At 59.5% G+C, this 13418-nt stretch carries 14 protein-coding genes; 1 reads left to right on the top strand and 13 read right to left on the bottom strand.

Features of this window, described 5'->3' with window-relative positions; genetic code table 11:
* The first annotated feature begins 92 nt into the window (after positions 1 to 92).
* Positions 93 to 614 carry a tetratricopeptide repeat protein gene (locus QWJ46_RS05120; protein WP_097600785.1) on the top strand — a complete coding sequence of 174 codons (522 nt, stop codon included), beginning with the start codon at positions 93 to 95 and terminating at the stop codon, positions 612 to 614.
* Between the two features lie 108 nt (positions 615 to 722).
* On the opposite strand, the gene QWJ46_RS05115 is transcribed toward QWJ46_RS05120, so the two are convergent.
* The 13 genes from QWJ46_RS05115 to cpaB form a co-directional block, all read right to left on the bottom strand.
* Positions 723 to 1292, bottom strand: coding sequence for a hypothetical protein (locus tag QWJ46_RS05115; RefSeq protein ID WP_302749438.1), 570 nt, complete (start codon positions 1290 to 1292; stop codon positions 723 to 725).
* Between the two features lie 82 nt (positions 1293 to 1374).
* Positions 1375 to 2679 (bottom strand): AAA family ATPase, encoded by a 1305-nt coding sequence (locus QWJ46_RS05110; RefSeq protein ID WP_302749437.1) that lies wholly within the window; start codon positions 2677 to 2679, stop codon positions 1375 to 1377.
* 15 nt (positions 2680 to 2694) lie between these two features.
* A complete protein-coding gene (locus QWJ46_RS05105; protein ID WP_184459055.1) occupies positions 2695 to 3639 on the bottom strand; it encodes a type II secretion system F family protein in 945 nt (314 codons plus the stop codon).
* Between the two features lie 7 nt (positions 3640 to 3646).
* The gene (locus QWJ46_RS05100) at positions 3647 to 4603 is read right to left on the bottom strand and encodes a type II secretion system F family protein (protein ID WP_302749435.1); all 957 of its coding nucleotides are present in this window, start codon (positions 4601 to 4603) and stop codon (positions 3647 to 3649) included.
* Positions 4600 to 6048 (bottom strand): CpaF family protein, encoded by a 1449-nt coding sequence (locus tag QWJ46_RS05095; protein ID WP_184459053.1) that lies wholly within the window; start codon positions 6046 to 6048, stop codon positions 4600 to 4602. Before QWJ46_RS05095 ends, QWJ46_RS05100 begins: the two co-directional genes overlap by 4 nt.
* Before the next feature lie 16 nt (positions 6049 to 6064).
* Positions 6065 to 6628: a L,D-transpeptidase gene (locus tag QWJ46_RS05090; protein ID WP_302749434.1), complete on the bottom strand. Its 564-nt coding sequence runs from the start codon at positions 6626 to 6628 to the stop codon at positions 6065 to 6067.
* Entirely contained in the window at positions 6625 to 7767 is a 1143-nt protein-coding gene (locus QWJ46_RS05085; protein ID WP_302749433.1) for a pilus assembly protein, read from the bottom strand. Before QWJ46_RS05085 ends, QWJ46_RS05090 begins: the two co-directional genes overlap by 4 nt.
* A gap of 27 nt (positions 7768 to 7794) precedes the next feature.
* On the bottom strand, positions 7795 to 8415 hold the full coding sequence (locus tag QWJ46_RS05080) for a TadE/TadG family type IV pilus assembly protein (protein WP_302749432.1): 621 nt from the start codon (positions 8413 to 8415) through the stop codon (positions 7795 to 7797).
* Complete coding sequence (locus QWJ46_RS05075; protein WP_184459049.1) at positions 8409 to 8888, bottom strand: TadE/TadG family type IV pilus assembly protein; 480 nt, start codon at positions 8886 to 8888, stop codon at positions 8409 to 8411. The genes QWJ46_RS05080 and QWJ46_RS05075 overlap by 7 nt, the downstream gene beginning before the upstream one ends.
* Positions 8885 to 10489, bottom strand: coding sequence for a TadE/TadG family type IV pilus assembly protein (locus QWJ46_RS05070; RefSeq protein ID WP_302749431.1), 1605 nt, complete (start codon positions 10487 to 10489; stop codon positions 8885 to 8887). Before QWJ46_RS05070 ends, QWJ46_RS05075 begins: the two co-directional genes overlap by 4 nt.
* Before the next feature lie 93 nt (positions 10490 to 10582).
* Positions 10583 to 10888: a hypothetical protein gene (locus QWJ46_RS05065; RefSeq protein WP_184459047.1), complete on the bottom strand. Its 306-nt coding sequence runs from the start codon at positions 10886 to 10888 to the stop codon at positions 10583 to 10585.
* Positions 10872 to 12362, bottom strand: coding sequence for a type II and III secretion system protein family protein (locus QWJ46_RS05060; protein ID WP_302749430.1), 1491 nt, complete (start codon positions 12360 to 12362; stop codon positions 10872 to 10874). The genes QWJ46_RS05065 and QWJ46_RS05060 overlap by 17 nt, the downstream gene beginning before the upstream one ends.
* Positions 12363 to 12417: 55 nt before the next feature.
* Positions 12418 to 13332 (bottom strand): Flp pilus assembly protein CpaB, encoded by a 915-nt coding sequence (gene cpaB, locus QWJ46_RS05055; protein ID WP_302749429.1) that lies wholly within the window; start codon positions 13330 to 13332, stop codon positions 12418 to 12420.
* Positions 13333 to 13418: the final 86 nt, after the last annotated feature.

The following is a 13418-nucleotide window of genomic DNA, read 5'->3' as shown; positions in this document are numbered from 1 at the left end:
TAAATTCTTGAGTTGTTAGCTTTTTTTCACGATGATGCCGACGAACGCATCCGAGTCTTAGGTAAGAATGTCTGATGGGGACCAAATTGCCAATGTTGCAGATCAGAGCTGGGACTAAATGCATTGCCTTTTTGTTAGCGACCGGAGCGATATTGGCTGGTTGCCAGTCATCCGGCGTTGATGGTCTGGCTGCTTACGGCGACAGCGCAAAAACCCTCCAGGATGACTCGGCCGTCGCCTTCTATAAGAACGACGAGCTGATAACCAACGGCAAACTGCAGTTTCAGGAAAAGAATTACGGAAAATCCTACGCCATCTACAAGCGAGCGGTTGACGTTTTTCCGGAAGACCCGGCCGCCTGGCTAGGCTTGGCGGCCTCCGCCGACATGGTTGCCCGCTTCGACACGTCCGACCGCGCTTATCAGCAACTCTCGCGGATGATCGGCAACACCCCGGTTTACTACAATAATATCGGCTATTCTCACCTGTTACGCGGTGACTTGCGGACTGCCAGACGGTATTTCCTGAAAGCCTATGAGCTCGACCCCGGAAACGAAGTCACTGCCCGTAATCTCGAGCTGATGAAGAACAGCGTGAAGTATGCTCAGCGGTGATCGGCCCTTCAGCGATCGGCAATCTGCGAAATGAGGGCGCTCTGAGCAGCGGCACGGCGCCCCTGGCGGCGTCCGCCAATTGCTTTGAAAATTCGGTGAAGTCGCTGCTTACCGTGCCTTCCGAAGGATGAGCTGGCCTTCCGGCGAGAGCGTACGTGAGTAACGCGGTAGGTTATTGACTGGAATGCCGCCGGCTTCGATGGACGCAAGAGTGCTATCCAGCATTTGAGCTTCCGCAGGTACGGTGCGGGGTGCGAAAAACTGCGCTGGCTCCTTGCCGGGCGCGCTCAAGACCAAAGCTGAACCCATGCGTGCACCGCTCATGTCGTTGCGCACCCCTTCGTTCATCGACAGAATAGACTTTTGCAGGCTATCAATCTCCTGGCGGATCAGTGCGACTTCGTCGGCCTTGGCATTGTCCGCGATGTTGCCCGACTGCTTTTCCATTTGTCCTCTCAGGCCATCGATGGACCTTTTGAGCGCGGCCATGGTCTCGCGGCTCTCGCGAACATCGGCTGAGTTTTTGGCCGTATAAATGAGAACGCCGGCATTCACCGGCAGGAGCATCAGGATCAAACCGACGAGCAACGGATTTCTTGAGCCTCTCGGCTCTGGTGTTCGCATGTCGCTTGGTTTTGCGCGGTCGGCTTCGACGTCGATATTCGGGATGCCGGTCATTGTTTTACTCCCCGTAAGCCATGAAATCTGTGTTGGACACAATGTCCAGGAACAGGCGGTGATCAGACGCCAAGCCTCGCAATCATTCCGACGTAAATACCCCTTCCCACGCCCGATCGAGCATCTCGAGCGACGCGATTCCAGCTATGCCGTTGAACTCGCAGTAAGAACCGACGAAGTCGAGAAGATATTTCGGATGATAACACGACGCTAGCACATCGCCATTGTATTTGCGATCGTAGAACAGGTTCAGGTCTGGATCACAGACAACCACTCCGACGCCGCTGGCATAGGATTTGAAAATCCTGATATATTCGTCTCGCGACGGCGTGTTGACATAGATCTTGTATTTGAGGCGCCGCAAGCCCGCCTCGTCGGAGAGGTCCTTCGGTGCGATATTCGTCGAAAACACGACCAGCTCGTCAAAGGGAACCTTGAACTTCTTGCCGGTGTGCAGCGTCAGGAAGTCATATCCGCGCTCGAGCGGCACGATCCAGCGATTGATGAGCGCCTGCGGCGCCACTTGCTGACGCCCGAAGTCGTCGATGATGAAGACGCCGCCGGAAGCCTTCAAGTGTATGGGCGCTTCATAGACATTTGGCCCGGCGTTGAAGGTGAGATCAAGCTGATCGAGGGTCAATTCCCCGCCCGTCTTGATCACCGGACGGTGGCATTCGATCCATCGTCGATCCGCTTTCGGATGGGAGTCCGTCTCAGCCTCCGATACGGGGTGATGCACTGCCTCGTCATAGAAACTGATGACATGGCCGCCGACCTCGATGGCATAGGGCACCCAGATCGTTTGGCGAAACAGTTGCGACGTCCGCTCGGCGATGCTCGTCTTTCCATTGCCGGGCGGTCCGTAAAGCAGGATGGAGCGACCGGAATTGAGGGCCGGACCGAGCTTTTCGACCAGGGTGTGCGAGAGCACCAATCCGTCAAGGCTGTCAGTCAGCCGCTCCGGAGTTACGCGCTCTTGATGGATGGACTGCAAACCTATTTGCCGGCAGAACGCATCGAGCGACACCGGCGCCGGTCCGACATATTGGCTTTGACGCGACGCCGCATGGGCATATTCGAACCCCTTCATTGACAGCGCATATCGGACATCGGATCTCACATCCTCACCCGCCAGGCCGCGAGCCTCGAGATAGGCGAGTTTCACCAGTTCCTTGATCAGGATATTGACGATCACTTTCGGCAATCTCATGCGCTCAGCGAGATGAGAGGCCGTGGTCGTATCCTGCTCGGTCGCGCATTTTGCGGCCAGCCGAAGCAGGAACGATTGATCCAACCCCGCTTGTTCTATGCTTGCCGGTGCCATCGGCATGCGCGGATCGAGAGAAATGATGGCACCGTTACGATCCTGTTCGAGCGAATACTGCATACGACCTCGCTTGGCTCAACCGCCGGGTTTCATCTGGACGAGAAGCATGACGACGCGGATAACGATGGGGACGAGAACGATGATGAGGCTCACCGGAAAAAGGAAGGCGCCGAGCGGCAGCAGCATCTTGACGGGCAGGGCGTTTGCCTTTTCCTCCGCGCGCACAATACGCAGATCGCGCATTTCCTTGCTGTAGACCCGCAGCGTCTGCGTGACGCTCGTCCCGAGCTCCTCCGATTGGCGGAACAGAACGGAAAGGGCCCGGGCCTCGTCAATCCTGAGGCGGGTGGCAAGGTTAGCGAGCGCCTCGCGCAATCGCCGGCCGCCCCGCACTTCCAGCATCATGATCGAGAGATGCAGGCCGAAGTCCTGCTGCTTGTCGACGAATTCACGGGCAACCCGGTTCGCCGCAGCCTCGATGCTCATCCCCGCATCGAGGCAGACGATCAGCATATCCATGAAATCGGGAAAGAGTCGGCGGTACTCCCTCTCCTTGGCGGCGCCACGCCGATCGATATAGATGTTGACCAAAATAAAGGTCGTACCCGCAGCAAACATGGCAATGATCAGCGTTGCCATCTGCGACATGTTCGGCGCGACCCGGTTCAGGGCCCAGACCGCCGCGACCAGCGCGCTAATACAGATCACCGCGCGAAGCACCTGGAAGGTGGTCACGGCGCCTGCAGCGAAATAGCCAGCCCTGATCAGCCGGTTTTGGGTGGAGTTCGCATTCGTGTCACGTCGTGTAATTTCGAAATAGCGACGGATCAGGCGGTTTTCCGCTTCGCCGAGATCGGCAATGGTCGTATCGCCGAGGTGGAACTCGTCGCCCACCGCCGCCGAGCTCTTCGACATTCGAACCGAGACCTCGCGCTGTCGAAAAAACAACTCCGAGGCTGCCGCCGAAAAGATCAGCACTGCAAAGAAGACGATGAGGTAGATTCCATACTCACTCGACATGACCGCCTCAGTACTCGAAGTTGACCATCTTGTAGAGAATGACATTGCCGATCGCCATGACGGCAAGCAGCACGCTCACCACGGCGGTTCCGTGGCCGCTCTCCCAGACGGGATCGAAGTAGGTCGGGGACAACGCCTTGATCATGGCGTAGAGCAAAAACGGATAGACCGACATGAAGATCGCCGTGATGCGTCCTTCCGACGAAATCGCCCTGACCTTTGCCTTCAGCATCGACCGGTCTCGCAGCGTTTTCGAAAGGTTCTGCAAGATCTCCACGAGATTGCCGCCGGTTCCGGCCTGTACGCTCAACGATATCGCAAGCAGATTCAGGTCCTCGACGCCGACCCGGTCGGCTAGGTTGACAAGGGCATCGTCCAGCGTCACGCCATAGGTGAGTTCATCCGAGAGGAGGCCGAACTCGGTGCCGATCGGATCAGGCATCTCGCGTGCCACCAAAGCAATCGCCGCGGGCAGCGGGTGGCCGGCGGCCAGGCTGCGATTGGCGACATCGAGCGCTTCAGGAAGCTTCAGTTCGAATTTTTTCATGCGGCGCGCCCGGGCGCGCCAGACGATCAGTGCAGGGATGAACAGGCCGATCAGGAGAAGGACGGGTATTCTAAACAGAGTGCTGGGCACCAGGAACTGGACGACCAGCCACGTCACAAGTGCGCCGGCGATCGCGAAGAGAGCAAACCGCCTGGCATCGAACTTGATTCCCGACTGGGCATAGAACCGCAGCAGTCGCTGCATTATGGGGGTTTGCCGCCAACTGCCGGCGACACCGCGCTCCTTGAGCATGTCGCCGTAGGTTTTACGATGATCATCGCTGACCTCGAGCAAGCTCAGCCGATGGTTCACTGCGCGGTGGCGTTCGGATGTCTTGAAGTAGCCGCGCATGATCGCTTCGACAGCGACAAGGGCCGCGGTGAAAACGGCGGCGTAAAGCAGCGTGAGGGTCGTCATTGAACAGGTCCCGTTTGCAGCGGTTTACCGGGATCGAAAATCGCCACAGGGATCTCGATCCCGAGTTCGGCAAATTCCTCGACGAACCGCGGCCGGATGCCGGTGGCGCGGAATTCTCCATGGATCCGCCCACCTTCATCGGTGTTGATTTTCTTGAATTTCATAATCTCCTGCATCTGTACGACTTCGCCCTCCATGCCGGTGATCTCGGAAATCGAGACAACTTTGCGGCTGCCGTCGCTCAGGCGCTGGACCTGCACGATGACGGTGATGGCGGAGGAGATCTGCGAGCGAATGCTCAACTGCGACATCGGCATCCCGGCCATGCCGACCATCTGCTCAAGCCGACCGACGGCATCGCGGGGCGTGTTGGCGTGAATGGTCGTCATCGATCCCTCATGACCGGTATTCATCGCCTGCAGCATGTCGAACGCCTCGTCGCCGCGGACTTCGCCGACGATGATGCGGTCAGGACGCATGCGCAGCGCGTTTTTCAGAAGTTCGCGTTGGCGGATCTCGTTGCGTCCGTCGAGCGTCGGCGGTCGCGTTTCCAAACGCCCGACATGGGGCTGCTGCAGTTGCAGTTCGGCCGCATCCTCGATGGTGATCAGGCGCTCCTTTGGAGAAATCTGGGACGAGAGCGCGTTCAGCAAGGTGGTCTTGCCGGAACCGGTGCCGCCTGAAATGACCATGGACACCTTGCCCTTGACCGCGGCGCTGAGAAGGATGCGCATCGCATCGGCCATGGCGCCATATTGCACCAGGCGCTCCATTGTCAGCGGTTTGCGGGTGAATTTACGAATGGAAACGAGCGGTCCATCGACCGAGATCGGCCTGATGGCGACGTTGACACGCGAGCCATCCTTGAGGCGGGCGTCAACCATCGGCGTCGACTCGTCGACGCGGCGGCCAACCGCCGAGACGATCTTGTTGATCACCCGAAGGAGATGGTCCTCGTCCTTGAACCGCACCGCGGTGCTCTCGAGCTTGCCGCTCCGCTCGACATAGACGCTGTTGTAGCCGTTGATGAGAATATCTGCGATGGTGTCGTCGGCCAGTAGCGGCTCGATCGGTCCGAGCCCCAGCATCTCGTCGGTGATATCGCGGATCAGATCATTGATTTCCTTGGCATTCAGCGGAAAGTTGTTGTTCCGGATATAATCCTTGACCAACGGCCGGATCTCGGTGGCGATCTCCTCGTTGTCGAGCGTGTCGAGAATCCCGAGGTTAATGCGATCGAGCAGGTAGCGGTGCAGATTGACCCGCTCGGAAACCAGGTCCGGCCCGAGCGAAGTGTCTTCGACACCCGCCGCGGCGCTATCAGGAGCCGGTTGGGCAGGCATGTTCTGAACTGCAACGAGAGACGGCTCGGCCGCCTCCGGATGTTCCCGGCTTTCAGGCTCCTGTTGATGCTTATAGAAACGCCCCATGATGCCGTTCGCCATGCTTCCCACCCCTGAACTATTTTACAATGACCGTGGAACCGACTTTCACCCTCTCATAGAGATCGATGACGTCGGCATTGCTCATGCGAAAACAGCCCGATGAGGCGAAATCGCCGACCGTCGACTGCTCGTTCGTTCCATGAATGCGGTAGAGCGTGTCAGTCCCGCCCTTGAAGAGATAGATCCCGCGAGCGCCCAACGGATTGAGCGGCCCGGCAGGTACCAAGTCCGGGAGTCCGGCCGCACGCGCCTTCATCTCGGCAGGCGGGCGCCAGTCGGGCCACTCTGCCTTGCGTCCAACCTTGACGGTGCCGCTCCAGCGAAATCCGTCTCGTCCGACGCCGATCTTGTAACGGATCGCACGTCCTTCGGAGATGACGAGATCCAGCGTTCGGTTCGCGCTGATGATGACGATCGTTCCGGCCGCGAAGCTTTTTTCGACCGTCACCACAGTGCTTGTCGTCGGCCCAAGGCTTCGTGGCACAAGCCCGGCGGCCGCTGCATCCCCGGCGACGGCCAGAACGGCCAGAACCACAAGGCCGACGCAGGACCTTATGCGCCTGCTGTCAATCACCTTCATCGCACCAATGCTCCAAGTTTACCGACCTCGCGGCAGAAGCGCGCGCGGGAATTCACTTGGAATGGCAGCACGCCGCGGTTGACCGCCTCGCTCAAAGTATCCCAGTCATCCGCAATGACATGCGTCGGGATCTCCTTGAATATCTTCTCGGTTTGTTGTCGGCGCAGGCCGAGGCCGAAAAGCTTGGCGCGGTATTTGTTGATGACGATGAATATCTGATCCGAACTGCCGCGCAGCCGTACCAGGTTGGCAAACAAATCCTTGGCTTGAGAAAGCGCGGGGACCGTCATTTCGGTGACGATGTAGATGCTGTTGACCGAAGTGAGCACCTCGTATTTCCAAGGCGTGTCATAATAGGGGATGTCGACGATCGTGTGGTCGCTCTCAAAGGCGGCCACGTCGAGCATACGCAGCACGAGTTCACCGCCCTTCGGCGCCAGAAGGACTGACGGCTGTTTGAAGGAAAGCAGTGAAAAGCCGCCCGGATGCCGCTTTCGGACGAGATCGATGAATTCGAGATCGACCCGGGAAGGATTGGCGATGACCGGTTTCAGGTCGTAGTCGTTGACAAGATTGAGATAATAGCCGAGCGATCCCGAGCAAAAATCCGTGTCGAACAAGTCGATCCGTGGCGTGGAATTCTTGGTCGGCTGGGCCAGCACATGCGCGAGCGACGAAGCGATCATGCTGGCGCCCGCGCCACCGACGGCTGAGACCACAGCATGCACCCGGCTGTCGCTGGCCCCGGTGCCTGGCGCATGGGTCGAAATCATGTCGATCAAAGCGCGGCGCTCAAGCGGCTTCTTCAGCCAGTCATTGCCGTTCAGGCGGAAGAGCAGCCGCAGCATGTCGTCCGGCAGGTCTTCGGAAACGACAACGAGGGGAATGTCGCGATAGCGGGTGCGAAACGTGAAGAGCTCCGGCTGCTGCAGCAATTCCCCGTTGTCGACGTCGAGAACGATCAGGTCGAACTGCGTCGGATCGAGCCGGCCCTTTTCCCCGAGCGCCTTCAGCGAGAGATGGCGGACATCGTAACGCGAAAGCGACCCGAACGTATCGAGCATGAAGCTCGCTGCGGCCGCGTCGTCGGAGAGAACCAGGATCTTGGTGGATGCGGCAATGTTCATGTGAGCTGTCATTTTCGCTTTCCTACGCGTAACAAGGAGTCAGCAGGTTGAGCAGGTCTTCAGGTCTTCCGTCGTGATCGTCACCGGATGGGCCGGGATGGTGACCTCGTTCAGCCCCAACAGCCCGCCGAGGATCGGCAGATCGAAGGTGACGTCATGCACCTCCAGCCGCATCGTCAGCACGGGCCCGTCCGGGCGGCCCCAATAGCCGAGCCCCGATCGCTGATAGGTGACCATCAGATTCTCCCGCTTGATGCGCCAATCGAGGTCGCAAATACCGGGGTGAGGATCGGTTCCTACTTCGCAAACGCCATCGCTTCCCAGGACGATCCGGTTCAATGCCGGCGTGCAGTTATCAGGATACGCGCAGGTCGAGGATATCGTCGCATCGTTCGGCGTGGCTTTGCCGTTGTTGAGGGGATCGGCAGCCTCGGTCGGGAAAACGGCATTGAAATTCGTCGTCAGCGGATCGGATACCGCCGCCAGACGGGCACCATATTGCAGCGCCTTTACAGTCTGGTTCCACTGCGACATGGCATAGCCGAACTCGATGAAGGTGGCGAATACCAGCAAGACGATCGGAAAAGTCAGCAATGCTTCCACAAGGCTGACACCGCTGCTATCCTGCCAGAATGCCTTGATTCTCCTGGAGGTCACCATCCGATGTATCTCTCTTCATGGGAGGAATTGATCGTGATGGCATCAATCCCGAGAAAGCCGAACACCGGCGAGCTCTTATAGAGATGAGCAGTGGAAAGGGTGATGTTCCCGTCCGCATCGGGTGCCGTGATGGTGATGTCGGAAGGGTCCTTCCAGTCGGGGACACGGGGTTCCGCGTCTGCCGCGGGTGTCTGCGTTCCGTAAAAAGCAATCGTTTTCGCCGTCACCTGATTACATGTCGGCACATAGGTTCCCGACGGCGGTCGGCATCGCGAAAGGTAACGCCCCGCATCGCGCAAGCCTGCGTCGATCTGCATGCGCTGCCAGAAGATGCTGCCAAACTCCAGTATCCCCGCGGCAAAGAGCGTCACAAAGGGGATCGCGAGCAACGCCTCGGCAAGCACTGCGCCCTCCTCCCGCCGCCAGAAGCCGAGGCAAAGCCGATGCAGGATAAAATTGCGGAGCGCCATCATCTGACCAGCTCCGATTCTTCCCGCAGGAATTCGTCCAGCGTACCGCGACCACCCTTGCCGGAAATGTCGATCATCTCCAGGGAAAGGTATCGTTCGCCGGAATCCTTTATTGCCGGCTTGGTCAGGAACATGCGCGCAAAGGCGACGGCGCGCGTGGCCTTGTGACCGTTGAGATGGCCGACCGAGGCCTCATAGCCACAATTGACGATGGCAGAGAAGATCTCGCGGCGATCACCATATTCGGCCGCCGTATAGTCCGAAAGGTCCGGGCCGGTATAGCACTGGCCGCCCGTTGCCGGTGTTCCGGTCTCACCATTCGCCGAGGCATGGTTGATGAGAGCCGCGTTTGCAAGCTCGTATCGATAGACGTCGTAAGCGGAGGGTTGGGTCGGTGTTCCGGTCGCCTGCGCGGGATAACTGGAGTAGTTGCTGAGGACCGTGCTCACCGAGGGCGCGGCCGTGCCCTGCGCGACATTCCAATAGGTCGTGTAATTCCAGTTGTTGCCACTGCTGATCTTGCCGCCGGCAAGCGAAGTCATGCCCGCTCCGTAGCCGAGCGGCAAAGCCTTGGTCGCATCGCCGACAACGGCTCCGACCATGACTGGATCATAGGCATCGCAGCCCTTCTTTCCCGTGCCGCTGGTTGACTGAGCGGAGCGCACGTTTTGGGCTGGTCGGTAACGATAATCTCCGTTCGCCTTGTTGAATGATGAGGAGTAAAAGCCGAAGCGCGTATTCACGCCGTCCTCGACGGGCCCCGCCTTCGCGCCGGTCTCCGTATCGAGGTTGTCCTGTGTGTAGCAGGTGCCGGGATTGCCGGTGGCAAGAGCCTCCGCCAGCACGGACGCGCCATTGCCCAAGGGGGTCCGCAGGAAGCCGAAATTGCCGGGACCGGGATTGGATGCCGCGGTGCTGTGAAGCTCGATCTGTCGCCCGTAAAGATTGCCGGCCGCAAAATTGGTGTGCAACGCGGCAGCTGCAGTTTCGCTGGCGCTTTCACTGGTGTTCCCCACCGGCTCGAACGGATTGCAGATAAAGATCGGCGTCACGTCGCAGGCGCTGGCGTGGTATACCGCCACGGCGTCGGCAGCGATGTTGATCGTGTCGCGGGTGAAGCCGACCGGGATCGGAAAGATCGTCTGCATCGCCTGCGGCTTGGCGATGACCCAGGCATAGGACGCTTCGCTGGCCACGGTCGTTTCCATCGAAGACGGAATAGGGGTATCGTCGTTGGCCGGGATGCTCTTCAGAAAAAGCACGGTGACCGTGCTCCCGGCATCATTGCCGGCGTCATAGGTCACGCTGATATGCGAGCCAAGCGACATGCCGGTTCCGCCCCCCGGAAAAGCCGCGCTATTGGCGATTTTCTCAATCGCCGTTTGCGCCCTCGTAATAGCATCATCGCGGCCGTCGAGTTCACGGGCCCCGGCCAGCGCCATCGCATCGACCGCGTTCTGGAGATCGGTATGCAGGTTGCTGCTGCGGCCGACATCGATGATCAGCAGCGAAAAGCCGAGAAGCATTGGCATGGCGATGAGCGTCAAGGCGATGACATAGCCGCGATGATCGTTCCAGAACCGACTGACAACCCTGCTGAGCATTGGCGTCCCCCCATCACGGCGCTATCGCCGTGATGACCCCGTTTCGTGCATTTTCCCCTTCGGCGCACTGCCGCCGTTCATGCCTTTCGCCAGCTACTGGCTGGCGGTCGCCCCGTTGGAGGCTCCATTGGCCCCCATGGCCGGCGACGGCTGAACAACGCCTAACCCGCCGTTCTGGTATTGAGTGACCACCCTGCGGATCACCTTGCCGTCGCTTGCGATTTGAGTTCGCTGGGCTTCCGGCGGGAACGGGTCCTGAATATGGATGGCCTTGTTTGCTTCTACGGCGTTCCCGACCCCGAAGGTGATCGAGTCGCGGTGGTTCATGTAGTCGGCGCAGCCGGGAGCGACGCCGGCGGCTGCAAGGACGAGAAGGACGCGCTTAGCGTTTTGTAGCAACGGCTTGGACTCCCTGGTTCAGGTCGAGACGATGACCGTAAGGCCCGGTCACACCTACGCCATTGCGAAAGCGTCGGAGCATGTCCTTGTCGACTTCCAGGACACCGAGCGCGAAGAGCTCGACGTCGTTGGACGAACGCGTCTGGTCGAGCGGACTGTAGAGGTCCTCGCCGGGGCGGGCCGGGCGCACAATGTGTGGCGTGACGACGATGACGAGGTCGGATTCCTTCTTCTGGAAACTCGTCGAACGGAACAGTGCGCCGAGGACCGGTATCTGCCCGAGTCCCGGCAATTGCTGGATGTCTCTGGCATTGATCGACTGCAGCAGGCCCGCCAAGGCAAAGCTCTGGCCGTCGCGAAGCGCGACCGTGGTGCTGGCCGCGCGCGAAATGAATCCCGGATTGCCATTGACGTTGATCGAGGGATCAATCTCGGAAACCTCAGGCTCGATCTCCAGATTGATGAGGCCATCATCAAGAACCACTGGCTTGAAGGTCAGCCGCACACCGAAGGGGCGATAATCCGTCTCGGTGGCCACAGTCGTGCCGTTGTTCGTCGTCTTCAGGATCGGCACTTCACCGCCGGCATGGAAGCTGGCGGTCGAGCCGCTCATGGCGATGAGGTTCGGCTGAGCCAGGCGGCGCACCAATCCCTTCTGCTCGAGGGCGTTGATCACAACGTCGATGTGGCCGCCCGAAATTTCCAGCACCTTGGCGATCAACTGGCCGAAGGGCAGCGCCCCCGTTGCCGCACCCTTGGGGTCAAGGAGGGTACGGGCCAGATTGCCGTTATCATCCACGGCGATCCCCTGGCTGGTCGTGGCCTTGCCGATGCGGTTGTTGCTGCCCTGCCCGGACCAACCGATCCCGAGGTCACGACCCGTCTGGCGCGAGGCTTCGATGACACGGACCTCCAGCATCACCTGCTGGCTGTCACTGACGCGCAACTGGTTCAGCACCGGTTGGTCGGAATAGGACTGGGCGATTTCCATCACCCGCTGCAGTTCGATGCCGTCGCGGACGAAGCCCGTCAGGCGAATGCGATCGTTGGAGTTGATGACCCTGACCCGAGCCGAGGGCGCTGCAGAGCGAATGGCGGAAGCGACTTCGCTGAAATCGCTCGCAACGCGGATGTCGATGACCCCGAGAAGCGACTTGTCGTCGCCATAGACCGAAATATTGGTGGCGCCGGGCTTTTTGCCGCGGATGAACAGCGACTTGTCGGAAAGCGGCACCACGTCGATCATATCTGCGCTGCCGATGACAAGATCGCCGAAGGGCTGGCCTGTGTTGAGCGTCAGCGTCTCGTTCGGAGGCAACGTCACATGCTGGACTGATTCGCCTAAGCTGACGGACTTTTCCTGTGCGTTGGCGCAGCCGGCAAATCCGGGGCCCAAACACACACAGGCCGAAAACACTGCCGCTAGTGCCGCAAGGCTTTTCGTCCTCGCGATTCTTCTCTTGCCGTTCGCCATGCCTGCTTTAGCCCCCTCATTCGGCTCGCCGCACCTGCGGCATTCCGCATAAACATCACTGGATCAGGCCGACTCGGTGCTCCTCGCGCTTCGTCGTGTTCCAGACACCCACTGTCACCCACTTCGGCTCAACCGGCAACACCGGCTCAACCTTTTGTTCCACAATCTGCACTTGTTTTGGAGGTTCTGGCAACTGCTTTTCCAAATCCTTGCCCAGTTCTGTTGCCATTGGCCCGCCGCCGAGGTCGGCGACGGTGATCGGCCGGGTCTGCTCGACAGAGGAAGAGGCGACATTGCGAAGCGCCAGCGAGAGCGTGCCGATACTGGAGCCAAGGGTAAGGCGCTGCGCCTCGTCGGTCGTGACCTCAAAGGTCACGGTTTTCACGACGGATGGCTCGTCCTTGCGCTCGTCTGCCGTCTGGTCCACCGCAAGCACCTTGACGCCTTGCAGCAGCACGTCGACGAAGGTCTGATCGTTACCTGCCGGTCCGCGCACGACTCGCGTCAGAAGCACATCGACGCGATCGGAAGGCCTGACGAAGCCGGCAACGCCGAGCACGTCGTTGACGCGGATGGAGACCGCCTTCATGCCCTGGTCGAGCGCCGCCGACAGCGTCGCGCGTTCGCCGGTACCGGTGATTTTCGAGGATAGCACCGGCTCGCCAGGGTCGATCGCCGCCATGGCATAGCGCGGCTGGGCATCGTTGCCGACGACCAACTCGATGCTGACGAATGAGCCTGCGGGTGTTTCATTGGAGGGCCAGGGAATGGCCCTGAGGTTTTCGGATCGGATCCGGTCGCCGAAGCGCATCGGCGTGGCGGCGACAACAAGTGTCCTTTCCTCCGCCTTCATGCCGTTCATCGCCAGCAGCCGGGCCTTCTGATCGGAGAGATACGCGCGCATCCCGAAAACTGCGGCGGCGGCGAGTACAAATGCAATAACGAGGCTTAAAATCGTTGAAGAACGCATCGCGGTTACTCGCTACACTGGACGGAGTGCATCCATTCATTGTTTCTAATTTAGAAGAGAGGGGTTAACAAAAACCCCTCTCTTCT

It is taken from the genome of Rhizobium sp. CBN3 (assembly GCF_030518245.1).
Lineage (GTDB): Bacteria > Pseudomonadota > Alphaproteobacteria > Rhizobiales > Rhizobiaceae > Rhizobium > Rhizobium aethiopicum_A.
The sequence above is the reverse complement of the archived record's forward strand: the minus strand, read 5'-3'. Positions and strand labels throughout refer to the sequence as shown.